10 protein-coding genes are annotated in these 17,799 nt (G+C 72.9%); 4 read left to right on the top strand and 6 right to left on the bottom strand.

Annotation, left to right across the window (positions count from 1 at the left end; all coding sequences use genetic code 11):
- Positions 1-17: 17 nt before the first annotated feature.
- From IE332_RS27160 to IE332_RS27135, 6 genes are all read right to left on the bottom strand, one after another.
- The gene (locus tag IE332_RS27160; RefSeq protein WP_229928943.1) at positions 18-950 is read right to left on the bottom strand and encodes an ROK family protein; all 933 of its coding nucleotides are present in this window, start codon (positions 948-950) and stop codon (positions 18-20) included.
- A 149-nt stretch (positions 951-1,099) separates the two neighbouring features.
- Positions 1,100-4,144, bottom strand: a complete 3,045-nt coding sequence (locus IE332_RS27155) for an alpha-mannosidase (protein WP_189921286.1) — start codon at positions 4,142-4,144, stop codon at positions 1,100-1,102.
- Between the two features lie 56 nt (positions 4,145-4,200).
- Complete coding sequence (locus IE332_RS27150; protein WP_189921284.1) at positions 4,201-5,457, bottom strand: glycoside hydrolase 5 family protein; 1,257 nt, start codon at positions 5,455-5,457, stop codon at positions 4,201-4,203.
- Between the two features lie 62 nt (positions 5,458-5,519).
- Positions 5,520-6,443, bottom strand: coding sequence for a carbohydrate ABC transporter permease (locus tag IE332_RS27145; RefSeq protein ID WP_373313847.1), 924 nt, complete (start codon positions 6,441-6,443; stop codon positions 5,520-5,522).
- 4 nt (positions 6,444-6,447) lie between these two features.
- Positions 6,448-7,320, bottom strand: a complete 873-nt coding sequence (locus IE332_RS27140) for a carbohydrate ABC transporter permease (RefSeq protein WP_189921282.1) — start codon at positions 7,318-7,320, stop codon at positions 6,448-6,450.
- A 165-nt stretch (positions 7,321-7,485) separates the two neighbouring features.
- Positions 7,486-8,775: an ABC transporter substrate-binding protein gene (locus IE332_RS27135; protein WP_189921280.1), complete on the bottom strand. Its 1,290-nt coding sequence runs from the start codon at positions 8,773-8,775 to the stop codon at positions 7,486-7,488.
- A gap of 255 nt (positions 8,776-9,030) precedes the next feature.
- Between IE332_RS27135 and IE332_RS27130 the strand changes: the two genes are divergently transcribed.
- From IE332_RS27130 to IE332_RS27115, 4 genes are all read left to right on the top strand, one after another.
- The gene (locus tag IE332_RS27130) at positions 9,031-10,113 is read left to right on the top strand and encodes a LacI family DNA-binding transcriptional regulator (RefSeq protein WP_189921278.1); all 1,083 of its coding nucleotides are present in this window, start codon (positions 9,031-9,033) and stop codon (positions 10,111-10,113) included.
- Positions 10,114-10,269: 156 nt separating this feature from the next.
- Positions 10,270-12,753, top strand: a complete 2,484-nt coding sequence (locus IE332_RS27125; RefSeq protein ID WP_189921276.1) for an endo-beta-N-acetylglucosaminidase — start codon at positions 10,270-10,272, stop codon at positions 12,751-12,753.
- 96 nt (positions 12,754-12,849) lie between these two features.
- On the top strand, positions 12,850-17,055 hold the full coding sequence (locus tag IE332_RS27120) for a glycoside hydrolase family 38 N-terminal domain-containing protein (protein ID WP_189921274.1): 4,206 nt from the start codon (positions 12,850-12,852) through the stop codon (positions 17,053-17,055).
- Entirely contained in the window at positions 17,052-17,744 is a 693-nt protein-coding gene (locus IE332_RS27115) for a DUF7158 domain-containing protein (protein WP_189921272.1), read from the top strand. Before IE332_RS27120 ends, IE332_RS27115 begins: the two co-directional genes overlap by 4 nt.
- Positions 17,745-17,799 lie beyond the last annotated feature (55 nt).

The raw sequence follows: 17,799 nt of genomic DNA, 5'->3' as shown, positions 1-17,799 counted from the left end.
CCGGGAGGGGGAGGCCCTCAGCGGCAGAGCGCGGCCGCGCCGATCAGCCCGGCGTCGGTGCCGAGTTCGGCGCGGCGCACGTCGAGGCCGCGGATGTACGAGAGGGCGGCGTAGCGGTCCAGGTGGCGGGCGAGCGGGGCGAACAGCACGTCGCCGGCGGTGGCCACGCCGCCGCCGACGACGACCCGGTGGAGGTCCACCAGGGCGGCCGTGGCGGCGATGCCGGCGGCCAGGGCCTGGGCGGCGCGGTCGAAGGAGGCGAGCGCGACCGGGTCGCCCGCGGCGGCGGAGGCGGCGACGGCGCGCGCCGAGCGGTCCTCGCCGTCGGGCCGCCAGCCCCCGGCGAGTGCCCGGCGGGCGATCGCGGTGCCGCTGGCGAGGCCCTCCAGGCAGCCGCGGGAGCCGCACGGGCAGGGTTCGCCGTCCAGCTCGACGGTGATGTGCCCGAGGTGTCCGGCGTTGCCGCTGGGGCCCGGGCGGACGGCGCCGTCGAGCACCAGTCCGGCGCCGACCCCGGTCGACACCACCAGGCAGAGCGCGTTGTCGGCGCCCCGGGCCGCGCCCTGCCAGTGCTCGGCGGCGGCCATCGCGACGCCGTCCCCGGCGAGGCGGACGGGCAGTGCGCGGGCGGCCACCGCCGGGTGCGCGGCGACCTCGGCGACCAGCGGGAAGCCGCGCCAGCCGGGGATGTTGACCGGGCTGACGGTGCCGTCGGCGAGGTCGACCGGGCCGGCGCTGCCGATCCCGAGGGCGGTCACGGCGGGCCAGTCGGTGGTGCCGGAGAGTTCGTCCAGCACCTTGTGGACGACGGCGAGCACGGCCGGGCCGGGCTCGGTCGCCGGGGTGGGCAGCTGGAGCCGGTGCCGGAGCCGGCCGTCGCCGTCGACCAGCGCTCCGGCGATCTTGGTGCCGCCGACGTCGACGGCGGCGAACAGCGGGGTGGAAGGCACGGTGGGCTCCAGGAGAGGGAGGGGGCGGCGCCCCGGCCGGGGAGGCGGGGGCGCCGCACAGCGTAGAACAGCCGTCGTGCGCGGAGCAGCCGTGCCGTGCCGCATGGAGTGGCCGTACCACTCCATGCGCACAGCCTGGCGCGGGGCGGCTACCCGGCGGCCCGCAGCCGCAGCGTGACCAGCTCGAACGGGCGCAGCGCGAGCCGCACCGCGCCGTCCGCCACCGTCACCTCGCCGCGGGTGCCGTCCCAGGGCCGCTCCAGCAGGTCGCAGGGGACGGCGTCGGCGAGCGGGAAGGAGGTGGTCAGCCGGCCCCGGGTACGGCCGCCGGAGGCCTCGTAGACCCGGACGATCAGGTCGCCGCTGCGGTCGTCGGCGAGCTTGACCGCGCTCACCACCAGCGCGTCGTGGTCCAGCTCCACCAGCGGCGCGACCCGCTCGGCGGTGCCGGTGACCCGCCGCTCGGGCAGGCCGATCCGGTAGCCCTCGCGGACGGCGTCGCCGATCGCCGCGCCGGGGACGAGGGCGTGCCGGAACCGGTGCAGGCCCTGGTCGGTCTTCGGGTCGGGGAAGCGCGGGGCGCGCAGCAGCGAGAAGCGGACCGTGGTGGTGGTGCCGCCGTCGGTGGCGCGCACGGCGCGGGTGACGTCGTGGCCGTAGGTGGAGGCGGTGACCAGGGCGACGCCCCAGCCGGGCTCGTCGAAGTGGACGAAGCGGTGGTTGCAGGCCTCGAACTTGGCGGCGTCCCAGCTGGTGTTGGTGTGGGTGGGCCGGTAGAGGTGGCCGAACTGGGTCTCGGCGGCGTAGCGCTCGGTGTGGACGTCCAGCGGGAACGCGGCCTTGAGGAACTTCTCGGTCTCGTGCCAGTCCACCAGGGTCTCGATGTCCAGGCGCTGCTCGCCCGCCCGCAGGGTGAGCGTCTGGACGGCGGTGGACGAGCCGAAGGAGCGCACGACCCGGACGGAGACCTTCTCGGCCGTCTCCGCGAAGACGGTGAGCGAGTCCACGCCGGTCAGGTCGGTGACGGTGTTGCGGTAGAACTGGTCGACGTCCCAGGCGTCCCACATGTTCGGGAAGTCCGGGTGCAGTTGCAGCAGGTTGGCGCGGGTGCCGGGGGCGACGGTCTCCCGGCCGCTCGCGACCTCGACCGCCGAGGCGATCAGGCCGTCGGCGTCCACCACGACGTCCAGCAGGCCGTTGCGCAGCAGGTAGCCGCCCTCGGGGCGCTCGGTCAGCGTGCAGCCCTCCGCCGGCGGAGCCACCACGGCGGCCCCGCCGGCCGGGACGGCGGAGCGCGGGTGCGGCGCCGCGTTGAACACCAGCTCGTGCCGGCCCCGGTGATCCCCGGCGAGGGCCCGCTGGGCCGACGCGATCAGCTCCACCAGCTCCTTGGCCAGCGCCGCGTACGTCGCCTCGGCCTCGCGGTGCACCCAGGCGATGGACGAGCCGGGCAGGATGTCGTGGAACTGGTGCAGCAGCACGGTCTTCCAGATCCGGTCCAGCCGCTCGTACGGGTACTCCGCGCCGGTGCGCAAAGTGGCGGTGGTGCACCAGAGTTCGGCCTCGCGCAGCAGGTTCTCGCTGCGCCGGTTGCCCTGCTTGGTCTTCGCCTGGCTGGTCAGGGTGGCCCGGTGCAGCTCCAGGTAGAGCTCGCCGACCCAGACCGGCGGGTTCGGGTACTCGGCCTCGGCCTTGGCGAAGAACTCGGCGGGCTTCTCCCAGCGGACGGTGGCCGAGCCCTCCAGGTCCCTCAGCCGGGCCGCCTTGGCCACCATCTCGCGGGTGGTGCCGCCACCGCCGTCGCCCCAGCCGGTCGGGGCGAGCGAGTGGCTGGCCACCCCCTTGTCCTTGAAGTTCCTTGCCGCGTGGGCGATCTCGCTGCCCTTCATGGAGCAGTTGTAGGTGTCCACGGGCGGGAAGTGGGTGAAGATCCGGGTCCCGTCGATGCCCTCCCAGAGGAAGGTGTGGTGCGGGAATTTGTTCACCTGGCTCCACGAGATCTTCTGGGTCAGCAGCCACTTGGAGCCCGCGTTGCGGATGATCTGCGGCAGGCCGCCGGTGAAGCCGAAGGTGTCCGGGAGCCAGGCCTCGTGGTTCTCCACCCCGAACTCGTCCAGGAAGAACCGCTTGCCGTGCACGAACTGCCGGGCCATCGCCTCCGAGCTCGGCATGTTGGTGTCGGACTCGACCCACATGCCGCCCGCCGGGACGAACCGGCCCTCGGCGACGGCCTTCCGGACCCGGGCGTACACCTCGGGGCGGTGCTCCTTGATCCAGGCGAACTGCTGCGCCTGGGACATGGTGTAGAGGAAGTCCGGTTCGTCCTCCAGCAGCGCCGTCATGTTGGCGGTGGTACGGGCCACCTTGCGGACGGTCTCGCGCAGCGGCCACAGCCAGGCCGAGTCGATGTGCGCGTGGCCGATCGCGCTGATCCGGTGCGCGGACGGCACGGCGGGCGCGGCCAGCACGCCCGCCAGCTCCGAACGGGCGGCCGCGGCCGTGCCGTTGACGTCCTGGAGGTCGACCGCGTCGAGGGCCCGCTCGATCGCCCGCAGCAGCTCCCAGCGGCGGGCGCCCTCCACCGGCAGCTCGGCCATCAGCTCGCCGAGCACCTCCAGGTCCAGCACCAGCTGCCAGACCGTCTCGTCGAAGACGGCGAGGTCCATCCGGGCCAGCCTGTACTGCGGCCGGTCGCCGGCCGTCTCCCTGTCGCCCAACTCGGTCGGCAGGAAGGGGTGGTAGTCCAGGATGACCGGGTTGGCGGCGGCTTCGACGTGCAGCAGCACCTGCTCGCCGCCGGCCGCCGGGGCGGCGATCCGCACCCACTGGTTCTGCGGGTTGAGGCCCTTCACCGGGGTGCCGTCCGGGCGGTAGACCAGGCCCTCGCACTGGAAGCCGGGCATGTTGGCGTCGAAGCCGAGGTCGATCAGCGCCTCGACGGTGCGGCCCGCCCAGGCCTCGGGCACGGTGCCGGTGACGGTGATCCAACTGGTGCTCCAGGGCGCGCCCCAGGCGTCGCCGACCGCGATCGGGGCGCGCGGCGCGGCCAGGCCCTCGGCGACCGGGACGGGCTCGCCGGGCGCCGTCCAGATGCCGACCTCCAGCGGGACGGACTCGGGGTACACGGCCGGACGGATGCGCTCGTCCAGGACGCGCTTGAGACGGGACTCGACGAGGGTGCGGTCATCGTGCATGTCAGCGGGCTCCGTTGCGTGGCTGAGGGACAGCGGCGTTCAGGGAGAACGTACGTCTAGAGAGAACGTAGGTGGGAGGGGTGGACCACGTCGGTGATACCGCGCGCGGCCAGGTGCTCGCGGTCCCCGGCGCGTTCGGCGAGGACGGCGGTCGGGCGGGCACCCGCCTCGGCGAGGCGCATGAACGCCTCGTACACCGGGCCGCCGGGGCCGCAGACCGAGCGCTTCGGCGAGGTCACCTCGTCGCCGGTGGCGACCACCACGGCGGTGCCGCGCGGCTTCGGCGGCCGCCAGGAGCGGCGGGCCTCGGCGGCGGCCTCGGCGAGCCGGGCGCCGGCCGGTTTGACCTTCCGGTCGGTGGTCAACAGGCCGAGGCTGTACTCGAGTTCGGGGAAGTCGGCGAGCGAGCGGTCCACGTCGTGCGAGCACCACCAGGTGACGCCCCACAGGTCCGGGCAGTCCAGCACGGCCTCGACGGTGGCGCCGGTGAAGCGGGCCGCGTCGTCCGGGGCGATGTGCGGGGCGGGCGCGCCGACCTCCTGCAGCCAGACCGGGCGGGCCGGGTCGTCCGCCCAGGCCTTGGAGAGCTCGACCAGGTACGCGGCGTGCTGCGCGGTGGCCGTGGAGTGCGGGCCGTAGCGCTGCGCGGTGCCGTTGAACACCCAGGAGTGCACGGCGGTGGCGGCGCCGATCCGGGCCGAGTGCCAGGGGGTGAACGGGTGCCCGTCCAGGTACCAGGCGGCGTCGTAGGAGGCGTGCAGGTGCAGCCGGCCGGGGGCGCCGGTCTCGCAGGCCGCCAGCATCCGGCGCAGCCAGGCCTCGGCCTCGGCGGGGGTGGCCCGGTCCGGGTCGGGGTGCGGGTCCCCGGAGAACTGGTTGATCTCGTTGCCGAGCGTCATCCCGAGGAAGTTGGGCCGCTCGCGCAGCGCCCCGGCGAGGGTGCGCAGGTAGGCGGCCTGGCCGTCGGCGACCTCGGGGTCGGTGAAGAGGTTGCGCCGGTGCCAGGTCCGGGTCCAGGAGGGCAGGAAGTCGAAGCTCGACAGGTGACCCTGCAGCCCGTCCACCGCGACGTCCAGCCCGCGCTCCCCGGCCGCGTCCACCAGGGCGGTCAGCTGCTCGACGGCGCGCGGGCGGACCAGGGCGCGGTTGGGCTGGAACACCGGCCAGAGCGGGAAGACCCGGACGTGGTCCAGACCGAGGGCGGCGATGGAGTCGAAGTCGGCGCACACGGCGTCGAGGTCGAAGTCGAGCCAGTGGTGGAACCAGCCGACGCTGGGGGTGTAGTTGACGCCGAAGCGGGGGGCGGTGGTCATCGGGGGGCTTCCTCGACTCGGTGGGGCGTACGGGGGCGTACGGGGCGTACGGGCCGGCGGGGCTATCCCTTGACGGCTCCCTCCTCGACACCTCTGAAGAAGAAGCGCTGGCAGAGGCCGAACACCACGACGATCGGCAGGAAGGCGATCATGGTGCCGGCCGCGATCAGCCGGGGGTTGGCGGAGAAGGTGCCGTTGAGGTACTGGAGTCCGACGGTCAGGGTGTACTTCTGCGGGTCGTTGAGCACGATCAGCGGCCAGAGGAAGTCGTCCCAGGCGCCGATGAAGGTGAAGATCACGATCACGCTGATCATGCCGCGCACGTTGGGCAGGCCGACGTGCCACAGCCGCTGCCAGACGTTGGCGCCGTCCACCAGCGCGGCCTGGTCGAGCTCGGCCGGCACGGCGGCGAAGGCGGTGCGCATCAGCAGCACGTTGAGCATGGCGATCGAGCCCGGCAGCGCCACCCCGGCCAGGGTGTCGGCCAGGCCGAGGCCGCGCACCAGCACGTACTGGGAGACGATGGTGACCTCGCCGGGCAGGACGAGCGTCGCGAGGAACAGGCCGAGGACGAGCCTGGCGCCGCGGAAGCGCAGCCGGGCGAGCGCGTAGCCGGCCAGGGTGCAGCCGACCACGTTGCCGGTGATGCAGACCGCGGCGACGAGCACCGAGTTGAGCGCGTAGGTCCACACCGGGACGGTGTCGGCGACCTTGCCGTAGTTGTCGAGGGTGGGCTGGTCGGGCAGGAAGACCGGGGTGCGGGAGTAGACGTCCTCGGCGGGGCCCTTGAGGGAGGTGGACAGCTGCCACAGAAACGGGCCGATGACCAGGAGCAGGACGAGCAGCAGGAGCAGGTAGCGGACGGCGATGCCGCCGGGGGAGGGGGTGTTGAAGCCCCGGGCGCCCCTCGTGGCCTTGCTGTGCTTGGTCTTCTCGGTGGTGTCCTGGGCGCCCTGGGGGGTCGTCTTCGTCGGGAGGGTGGTCACGGGTTCAGGCCGCCTTCCGGTTCAGGCGCATCAGGAACAGCATCGGGCCGAGGGTGACGAGGAACAGCAGCAGGCTGAGCGCCGAGGCGTAGCCGAGGTGGCCGTTGAAGCCGCGGCTGTACATCTGGATCAGCATCACCACCGACATGTCCCGCCCGCCGGGGCCGCCCTGGCCGTTGGAGAGCACGTACAGCTCGGAGAAGACGCGCAGCGAACTCACCGAGATCAGCGCCGAGATGAGGATCATGGTGGGCCGCACCCCGGGCAGGGTGATGTGCCAGAACCGGCGCACCGACCCGGCGCCGTCCACCGCCGCCGCCTCGTGCAGTTCGCGCGGGACGTTCCCGAGGGCGGACAGGTAGATGACCATGTAGTAGCCGAGGCCCTTCCAGACGGTCAGGGCGATCGCGCTGAACAGCAGCAGCCAGCGGTCGGTGAGGAAGGAGACCGGGGAGCCGGCCAGCCCGGTCTGCCGGAGCAGGCCGTTGACCAGCCCGCGGTCGTCCAGCACCCAGCCCCAGACCACCGCCACCACGACGGCGGAGGCGATCACCGGGGTGTAGAACGCGGTGCGGAAGAAGGTGATGCCGGGGATCTTCCGCTGGACGAGCAGGGCCAGCAGCAGTGGCAGCACGGTCAGCAGGGGCAGGCAGACCAGCATGAAGACGATGCTGTTGAGCAGGGCGTCGGCGAGCTGTTCGTCGTCCAGGAGGCGGCCGTAGTTCTCCAGGCCGGTGAACCGCCCGCCGCCCAGCGGCTTGGCGTTGGTGAAGGACAGGATCACCGTGTTGACGGCCGGCCAGAGGTTGAACACGGCCAGCCAGACGATCGCGGGCCCGGCGAGCAGCCAGGGGGTGAACCAACGCCGGTGGGTCATGCCGATGCCTTCCTGGGGCCTGGGGTGGTGCGGGTCGTTCCCGGGAGCGCTGTTCCCGGGAGCGGCGGGTAGGGGGCCCGCCGCTCCGCCGTTCCGCCGGTACCGGGTGTGACGGGTCTGACGGTTGTGACGGGGGAGGTCCGTCCGGGGGGCTACGTCCGGAGGTCAGCCCTTGAGCAGCCTGTTGCACTGCTCCACGGCGGTGTCCAGCGCCTGCTTGGAGCTCGCGTCGCCGCTGATGGCCAGGGCGATCTGCTGGTTGATGACGGTGCTCATCGCGTCGTCGACCTGGACGGGCTGGATCAGCTTGGCCTTGGCCAGCGAGGCGAAGGCGATGACCTTGGCGTCGCCCGCGTTGGTGCCGTCGCTCTTGCTGAAGAACGGGTCCCCGGCCGAGGCCTTGGTGGACGGGAAGATGCTGGTCAGGTGGGCGAAGGCGGCCTGGTTCTCGGCGTTGGTGACCCAGCGGGCCAGGGCGACCGCGGCGGCCGGGTTCTTGGTGCTCTTCGGGATGGACACGCCCTGGACGTACAGCGGCGGGGTGTCCAGCGCGGGGGAGGGGACGACCTTCGGGGCGAGGGTCGGGTTGTCGACGGCGAGGCTGGTGATGTGGTTGGCGCCGGCGGTGGTCCAGGCGGCGGTGCCCGCGTTGAACAGCTTGGAGTTGCCGGCGTAGGTGTTGGTCAGCACGTCCTTGGGGAGCAGGCCGTCCTTGAAGGCGTCGCGGTACTTGTCGAGCAGCGCGGCGGCCTCGGGGGTGTTGAAGGTGAAGGTCCGGCCGTCGTCGGACATGATCTTCACACCGGCGTTGTAGAGGTCGCCGATGCCCGGTTTGCGGCTCATCAGATAGGTCTGGCCGCCGGACTTCTCCTTCATCACCCGGGCCTGGGCGATGAGTTCGTCCAGGGAGGTCGGGGGCTTCTTCGGGTCCAGGCCGTACTTCGTGAGGAGTTCCGAATTCCAGTAGTTCACATCGGTGTTGAGGTACCAGGGGTAGCCGAAGGTGCCCTGCTGTCCGACGAAGCGGTAGGCGTCGACGCCGCCGGCGACGTACTCCTCGGCGAGCTTCGGGTCGGCCTTGGCGACGTCCAGCAGGAGGTCCTTCCTCGCGAGCGGGAGGGCGAAGTCGGGCGGGAGGTTGACCACGTCGGGCAGGGTGCCGGCGGCGGCCTGGCTGAGCACCTTGTCGGAGTACCCCTCGCCGGGCTGGTCGAGCCACTCGACCTCGACACCGGGGTACTTCTTCTTGAAGCCGTCGATCACCCCCTGCATGTAGTCGGTGAACTTCGGCTTGAGCGCCCAGGTCTGGAGCGAGACCTTGCCCTTGACCTCGCCGGTGGCGGCCGCGCTCGCCACGCTGTCGCTGTTCTTGGTGTCGCCGGAGCCGAGTCCGCAGCCGGTGAGCGCGGCCGCGGTGAAGGCCGTTGTCGTCAGTGCCGCCCAGATTCTGCGCATGAGGGTCTCCCGGTCCTGAGGGTGGGTGGGGGATCGTGCTGAGCTCGGGGGGTGCTCGGGTCCGTCGGGTCCTTGCCGACACGGCTGTCGGCAGGGCTGTCGGCACGGCTGCCGAGAGGGCCGCAGGCAGCGCTGCGACGTGGCCGCCGACGGGGCTTGTGCCGCATTCCGGAACATGGCTAACTAAACCGGTCTAGCTCTGGCAGGGACTATGCTCCCGCCTAAACTTGGATGTCAAGAGAGGAGTCGGGTCCTGTGGGCAGACCGACGATCGCCGACATCGCCCGCCAGGCCGGTGTCTCCAAGGGCGCGGTTTCCTTCGCGCTCAACGGCCGCCCGGGCGTGAGCGAGGCGACCAGGGACCGGATCCTGCGGGTCGCCGAGGAGATGAACTGGCGCCCGCACAGCGCCGCCCGCGCCCTCGGCGGCGCCCGGGCCGACGCCGTCGGGCTGGTGATCGCCCGCCCGGCCCGCACCATCGGCGTCGAGCCGTTCTTCAGCCACCTGCTCTCCGGGCTGCAGGCGGTGCTCTCGGTGGGCTCCGTCGCGATGCACCTGATGGTGGTCGAGGACACCGCCGCGGAGATCGAGGTCTACCGCCGCTGGGCCTCCGAACACCGGGTCGACGGCTTCATCGTGGTCGACCTGCAGGTCAAGGACCCGCGGCTGCCGGTGCTGGACGAGCTCGGGCTGCCCGCCGTCGTGCTGGGCGGGCCCGGCAAGGGCGGCAACCAGCTGCGGATCTGGGCCGACGACCGGGAGGCGATGCTCTCCATCGTCGACTACCTGGCCGCCATCGGGCACCGCCGGATCGCCCACCTGGCCGGGCTGCCGCACTTCCAGCACACCCAGCGGCGGATCCGCGCCCTGCGCGACGCCTCGCGCCGGCTCGGCCTGGAGGAGGCCGTGTCGGTGCCCACCGACTTCAGCGACGCCGAGGGCGCGGCCGCCACCCGCACCCTGCTCTCCCGCGCCAGGCGGCCCACCGCGATCGTCTACGACAGCGACGTGATGGCCGTCGCCGGGCTCGGCGTGGCCGGGGAGATGGGCGTCGCGGTGCCCGGCGAGCTCTCGATCGTCTCCTTCGACGACTCGGTGCTCGCCCGGATCGTCCACCCGCCGCTGACCGCGCTCAGCCGGGACACCTTCGCGCTCGGCGAGCAGGTCGCCCGCAGCCTGCTGGAGGCGCTGGACGGGGCCGGGCCCGGGCGCGACCTGCAGATGCCCACGCCGCGGCTGACCGTGCGGGAGTCCACCGCACCGCCCGGTGCCGCGTCGTCCGCACCGGCCGGTGTGGTTGCCGCGCGAGTCGTTGACAGCGGTTCTGAACCGGTTTAGCCTCGCTGCGCCGAGGGGGTCCGGTCCTGTGCACCGCTCGTTGTCATGTTCGTTGAATTCCCCTCGATGAGCACCGCCACGCCCGCATGCACCCGGGCGGGCCCGCCGCTGCCGGCGGGCCCGCCCCCACCTCCTCCGCTCGATCGGAGCCACCGCATGTCACGACGCCTCCCCCTGCTGCTCGGCGCCGTCCTCACGACGGCCGCACTGACCACCACCGCCCCCGCGGCCCGGGCCGAACCGAGACCGGCCGCCGCACCGGCTTCCCCCGCCGACTCGGCAGCCGCCGGCGGCACCGCCGCCACGGCCGGCCCGGGCAGCCAGCCCTTCGCCTCGTACTGGTACCCCAGCACGATCCTGAACTGGGACCCGGCCACCGACCCGGACGCCCGCTTCAACCGTTCCCGCGTCCCGCTCCAGCCGCGCACCAGCGACCCGGCGCTCAAGGCCAACCCCAACGCCCGCACCGGCGAGGGCAAGATCGCCTCGCTGGTCTCCTTCGGCCCCACCTCCGACAACCCCTCGCAGGGCTCCGCCGACCCCAACTACTACGCCTTCGGCTACTGGCAGTACGTCGACAAGCTGGTGTTCTGGGGCGGTTCGGCCGGGGAGGGCCTGATCCTCGCCCCCAACCCGACCGTCATCGACGCGGCCCACCGCAACGGCGTCAAGGTCTACGGCACCGTCTTCTTCCCGCCCGGCGCGTACGGCGGCCAGCTCCAGTGGGTGCGCGACTTCGTCCAGAAGTCCGGCAGCCGCTACCCCGTCGCCGACAAGCTCGCCCAGGCCGCGCAGTACTACGGCTTCGACGGCTGGTTCATCAACCAGGAGACCGGCGGCGGCGATTCGGCCCTGGCCGGCGAGCTGCGCAACCTGATGCAGTACACCAAGGCGCAGAGCGGCACCGAGTTCATGTGGTACGACGCGATGACCACCGACGGCGCGGTCGACTGGCAGAACGCCCTGACCTCGGCCAACTCGCCCTTCCTGCAGGACGGTTCGAAGCGCGTCTCGGACTCGATGTTCCTGAACTTCGGCTGGTCGGCGAGCGGACTGAACTCCTCCCGGACGCTCGCCCGGCAGCTCGGCCGCAGCGAGTACGACCTCTACTCCGGCATCGACACCGAGGCCAACGGCTACAACACCGGCGTGGACTGGAACACCCTCTTCCCCACCGGCAAGCCGCACACCACCTCGCTCGGCCTCTACCGCCCCGAGTGGACCTGGAAGTCCGCCACCGACCGCGCCGACTTCTACGCCAAGGACTCCCGCTACTGGGTCGGCGCCAACAACGACCCGTCCCGGACCGACCTCTCGTCGAGCTGGCCCGGCCTGGCCGGCTACGTCGCCGAGTCCTCGCCGATCACCGCCAAGCCCTTCGTCACCAACTTCTCCACCGGGCAGGGCGACTTCTACAACGCGGGCGGCACCCGGGTCGCCACCGGCGGCTGGAACAACCTGTCGCTCCAGGACGTCCCGCCCACCTACCGCTGGGTGGTCGACTCGGCCGGCAGCAAGCTCACCCCGTCCGTCGACTTCACCGACGCCTACCAGGGCGGCTCCTCGCTGCGGCTGACCGGCACCCTCGACGCCGCCAACACCGTGCGGCTGTACCAGACCAAGCTGCCGGTCGCGGCGACCACCAAGCTGGACCTGGTGGTCAAGACCCCGGCCGCCGGGCCCACCGGGCTCAAGGCGGCCGTCGCGTTCACCGACGCGCCGAACACCTACACCACGATCGACGTCGGCGCCGACTCCGGCACCGGGTGGGAGCGGCACTCCCTCGACCTCTCCCCGTACGCGGGCCGCACGATAGCCCAGATCGCCCTGCGGGTCGAAGGGGCCGCCCCCTCGTACGATCTCCGGGTCGGCCAAGTCGCCGTCTACGACGGGTCGGTGGAGAAGCCAGCGGCGCCGAGCGGCCTGACCGTGCTCGGTGCGAGCGACGTGACGGCGGGCAGCAGCCAGTCGCTGCGGCTGTCCTGGACGGCGGCGCCCGGCGGCAACGTCCACCACTACGAGGTGTACCGGCGCAACGCCGACGGCAGCCGGACCTTCCTCGGCGCGACGCCCAACGACGCCTACTTCGTCGGGCGGCTCGACCGGGCCGGCACCGAGAGCGCCACCACGCTGGACGTGGAAGCGGTGTCCACCACCTACGGGCGGTCCAACGCGGCTTCCACGACCGTGAGTTGGACCACGACCCCGCCGGCCTCGACCAACCTGGCGCTGAACCGCCCGGCCACCGCCTCCGGCCAGTGCAACACCAACGAAGGGGCGGCCAAGGCCGTCAACGGCAGCGTCAGCGGCGGCACCAGCGACAAGTGGTGCACCCTGAGCTCCGCCAAGTGGCTCGAGGTGGACCTCGGTTCGGCGAAGCGACTGTCCAAGTTCGTGGTCAAGCACGCCTCGGCCGGCGGTGAGAGCTCCTCGTACAACACCCGGGACTTCTCCGTCCAGGTCCGGTCGAACACCACCGACCCCTGGACGACGGTCGCGTCCGTCACCGGCAACACCGCCGGCACGACCACGCACCCGGTGAACACGACCGCCCGCTACGTTCGGCTGGTGGTCACCAAGCCGACCCAGACCACGGACCCGGCCGCCCGCGTCTACGAGTTCGAGGCCTGGGGCGCGTAGCCCGGGCAGCCCCTTCGGGCCTTCGGGCCTTCGGGCCTGCGGACCTTCGGCCCCTCGGACCTGCGGCCCCTCGGACCTCCGGAAAGGAACCACCCCGTGCCGGTCACCATCACCGCCGTCGAGACCACCGACCTGTTCGTCGGCCCCGAGTCCGCCCCGCGCCAGATCCTGCGGGTCACGACCGAGGGCCCGGCCGCCCGGATCACCGTCCACGGCCCGGGCGTCCGCGGCGAGGCGACCGGCACGGGACCGGTCGAGGTCCCCCTGGAGATCACCCCGACCGCCCGCCCGGGGGACCGGCTGCCGGTCACCGTGACGGCCGGAGGAGCCGTCGCGGAGGGGCTGGTGGAGGTCGCCGAGCCCGGCTGGACGATGTTCCTGGTCTCGCACTTCCACTACGACCCGGTCTGGTGGAACACCCAGGCCGCCTACACCTCCCCCTGGGAACTGCTCTCCGCCGACGCCACCACCCGTCCGCTCTGGGAGCGCAACGGCTTCGCACTGGTCGACGCCCACCTGGACCTCGCCCTGCGGGACCCGGTGTACAAGTTCGTCCTCGCCGAAGTCGACTACCTCAAGCCCTACTTCGACCAGCACCCGGAGCGCCGCGACACCCTCCGGCAGCTGCTGGAACGCGGACAGGTCGAACTCGTCGGCGGCACCTACAACGAGCCGAACACCAACCTGACCGGCGCCGAGACCACCATCCGCAACATCGTCCACGGCATCGGCTACCAGCGGGACATCCTCGGCGGGGACCCGCGGACCGCCTGGCAGCTCGACGTGTTCGGGCACGACCCGCAGTTCCCCGGCCACCTCGCCGCGGCCGGCCTCACCGGCAGCGCCTGGGCACGCGGCCCCTTCCACCAGTGGGGACCGATCCAGAAGAACTTCCGCGAGGCCAAGGACGACGCCCGGGTGATGCAGTTCCCGAGCGAGTTCGAATGGATCGCCCCCGGCGGCGAGGGCGTGCTCACCCACTACATGCCGCACCACTACTCCGCCGGCTGGTGGATGGACTCCTCGCCCGACCTCGCCACCGCCGAACAGGCCGTCTACGAGCTGTACCGCAAGCTCAAGCCGGTCGGCGCGACCAGGAACCTGCTGCTGCCGGTGGGCACGGACTACACCCCGCCCAACAAGTGGGTCACCGCGATCCACCGCTCCTGGGCGGCCAAGTACCTCTGGCCGCGCTTCGTCTGCGCCACCCCGCGCGACTTCCTGGACGCCGTCCGGGCCGAACTCACCGCCACCGGACGGCGGCCCAGCCCGCAGACCCGCGACATGAACCCGGTCTACACCGGCAAGGACGTGTCCTACATCGACACCAAGCAGGCCCAACGGGCCGGTGAGGTGGCGGCGGTGGACGCCGAGAAGCTCGCCACGCTGGCGGCCGTCCGCGGCCTGGGCCGCTACCCGGCCGCCGCGCTCGACAAGGTCTGGCGCCAACTCGCCTACGGCGCCCACCACGACGCGATCACCGGCTCCGAGTCCGACCAGGTCTACCTGGACCTGCTCGGCGGCTGGCGGGAGGCGTACGACCTGGCCACCGCCGTCCGGGACACCGCACTGGACGCGCTCACCGGCCGGATTGCCACGACCGGAGCCGGATCGGCCGTGGTGGTGACCAACACGCTGTCCTTCGACCGGACCGACCTCGCCTCGGTCGAACTGCCCGACGGCGTCAGGGCGGTACGGGTGCTGGACGACCGGGGTGAGCAGGTGCCGAGCTCCGTCGACCGGGGGACGCTGCGGTTCCTGGCCGCGGACGTGCCCGCGCTCGGCTGGCGCACCTGGCGGCTGGTGAACGGGACGGCGGAGGAGCCCTGGTCGGCGGCCGAAGGCTCGGTGATCGCCAACGCCCGGTACCGGGTGACGGCCGACCCGCGGCGCGGCGGCGGCCTCAGCTCGGTCCGGGACCTGTGCCACGAACGGGAGTTGATCCAGGACGGCCGGATCGGCAACGAGCTGCGGGTGTACGAGGAGTACCCGCAGCACCCCGACTTCGGTGAAGGCCCCTGGCACCTGGTGCCCAGCGGCCCGGTGACCGGCTCCGGGGAGTCCGTCGCCGCCGTCCGCCGGGAGACCGGCCCGCTCGGCGAGCGGCTGGTGATCGAGGGCACGGTCGACTCCGTCCGGTACGAGCAGACCGTCACCCTGTGGCGCGGCGTCGACCGGGTGGACTGCCGTACGAGGGTGCTGGACTACTCCGGCGCCGACCGGCTGCTGCGGCTTCGCTTCCCGGTGGACGTCCCCGGCGGGCTGCCCGTCAGCGAGGTGGCCGGCGCCGTCATCGGACGCGGCTTCGCCATGCCGGACGTGGACTCGGCGGAGGCGCCGTGGACCCTGGACAACCCGGCCAACACCTGGTTCGGGCTCGGCTCCACCGCGCGCGCCGACCTCACCGACCCGGCCGGGGCGGCGATCGGGTCCCGCGCCCTGGGCGTGGCGGAGGTCATCGTCCCGAGCCTGGACGCCGCCGCCGACGCCCGGCCCCTGGTCGTCGCGCTCGCCCGGGTCGGGGTCACCGCCACCACCTCCGGCGCGGACTGGGCCCGGTACGGCTGGCTGGACGTCGACTCCAACCTTCCGGACTTCCGGATCCTGGTCGGCGGACCGGAAGTCAACGAGGCGGCACGGGAGTTGATCGAGGGGGCGGGAGCGGAGTACGCCGCCGTCCTGAAGACGCACGGCGCGGTCTGGGTGCCCGCGCTGACCCCGCTGGCCGAGGCCTGGCGGCCGGACGCCGACCTGCGCGACCTGCGGGCACTGCCGGCGCTCGTCGTCGCCGACGCCGCCGAGGTCGACGCGCTGGTCGACGACCTCGCCGACGCCCGGATCACCGCCGTCTGCCCGGCGGCCGCCGCCGACCGTACCGACGGCCCCCTCGCCGACCGTACCGTGGCCCTGCTCGGCTTCGGCCTGCCCGGGTTCGCGGTCGACACCACGGGGGCGTTGCACCTGTCCCTGATGCGCTCCTGCACCGGCTGGCCCTCGGGCGTCTGGATCGACCCGCCCCGGCGGACCCTGCCCGACGGGGCCTCCTTCCAACTCCAGCACTGGACACACGAGTTCAGCTATGCACTGGTCGGCGGGGACGGCGACTGGCGGACGCAGACCCTGCCCGCGCAGGGGCAGGAGTTCAACCACCCGCTGTACGCCCGGATCGTGCCCGCACAGGACGGCCCGCTGCCGGCCACCCTGTCCTGGCTGCGGGTCGAACCGCAGCGCGAGGTGCTGCTCGGCACGCTCAAGCCGGCCGGGAACCCGATCGCGCACGGATCGGTGGCGGGGGTCGGGCCCCAACTGGCCGTCCGGCTGGTCGAGTCGACGGGGCTGGGGTCGACCGCCGCGCTCGCCGGGGCGCTCGGGCTGGAACAGGTACGGGCCGCGGACCTGCTGGAACGGCCGCTTGAGAGCACCGCCGAACCCCTGGACCTTCCCGGCTCGCGGATCGCCACCCTGCTGGCCACCCCCGGCGTCACCGCGGCGGAGGGCGGTCCCGTCCTCGGCCCCACCGCCGAACCCGCCCAGCCCGTCCACGCCCGCTACTGGCTGCACAACCGCGGCCCGGCACCGCTCGGCTACCTGCCGGTGTCCATCGGCACCTCGCCCGGACTGCTGCGGACGACCGGCGAACCGGTGGTGCTCTCCGTCGCCCTCTCCTCCCAACTGCGGGACGCCGCCGTCGAAGGGACCGCCGTCGTCCTGCCGCCGGACGGCTGGACCGCCGGCCTCGGCAGCCGCCCGTACCGGCTGGAACCCGGCGGACACCTGCGCTTCCCGGTCACCCTCACCCCGCCGGCCGCCGCCGAACCCGGGCTGTACTTCGCGGCCGTCCGGACCGAGCACGACGGCCAGCGGATCGAGGACGTCGTCACGGTCGCCGTCGGCGACCTCCCCGGCCTGCTGCCCGTCGCCGGGGACGCCCCCGAGGACTGGACGGCCGCCCAGGGCACCAAGGCCACCGCCGGCCGCGGCACCGGCCTCGACGTCGAGGTCTCCCACCAGACCCTGCGGCTGACCCCCGGCGGCCGCGCCACCCTGAGCCTCACCCTCACCAACCGCACCCGCGGTGAGATCCGCGGCGAGTTGCAACTGGTCTCCCCGTGGGGCACCTGGGAGACGATCGCCGACCCCGTACGAGGCTTCGCGGTGGCGGCCGGCTCCGCGACGACCGTGGACTTCACCCTCGCCGTCCCCGAGTCGACCGACCCCGGCTCGTACTGGGCCCTCGCCAAGGTGATGTGGTTCGGCCGCTGCCAGTACGCCCCGACCGTCGCCCTGGTGGTGGAATCATGACCCTCGGCCTGCTCGACGGACACCCCCTCCCACGCGAACCCCTCGACCGCCGGCTGGCCGCCCTCCGGACCGGCCCTCGCGCCACCGCCCTGCCCCAGCCAGGCAGTTCGGAGGACCGGCAGCTCACCCGGTGGGTCGCCCAGGTGCTGCTGACCGAGGCGCTCTGCGAGGCGGTGGCAACCGAGCGGGGGTTGGTACTCGGCTCCGGCGCCACCCACCTCGACCAACAAGCCGCAGTCGAACTGGGATCCATCACGGCAGCCGCCTACGAGAGCAGTCCGGCCGTCCGCGCCGTCTACGAGTCGGTCACCGCCGACATCGAACCCACGCCCGAGGACATCGCCCACTACCGCGCGATGACCACCCGCACGCCGGCCGCCCGCTGGAGACTCGCGCTCCCCGGCGGCGAGTCGGAAGCCGACCCCGACACCGTCCCGCGCGCCCTGGCCGAAGCCCTCCGTGCGGCCCCCGTCGGCGAGTGGGTCACCGTAGGCCCCTGGACCGCCGCCCTCCTCGCCACCACCACCCCGGAGGCCACCCCCGACCCCACCCCGCGGCTCCGCGAAGCCGCCCGCCGAGCCGCCTTCGTCCGCTGGCTCGACCACGAACGCGCCCGACGCCTCACCCTCGTCGAGGGCCTCGAACACCCCGGCGACCCCGCCCAACCCGACAACCACCACCGCCACTGAGCCGGAGAGCCGGAGAGCCGGAGAGCCGCAGAGCCACCGCACGGGCCGGGCGAAG

The sequence above is a fragment of the Kitasatospora xanthocidica genome (assembly GCF_014656195.1).
GTDB lineage: Bacteria > Actinomycetota > Actinomycetes > Streptomycetales > Streptomycetaceae > Kitasatospora > Kitasatospora xanthocidica.
Note: the sequence above shows the minus strand (reverse complement) of the source record. Positions and strands in the feature narration are given on the sequence as shown.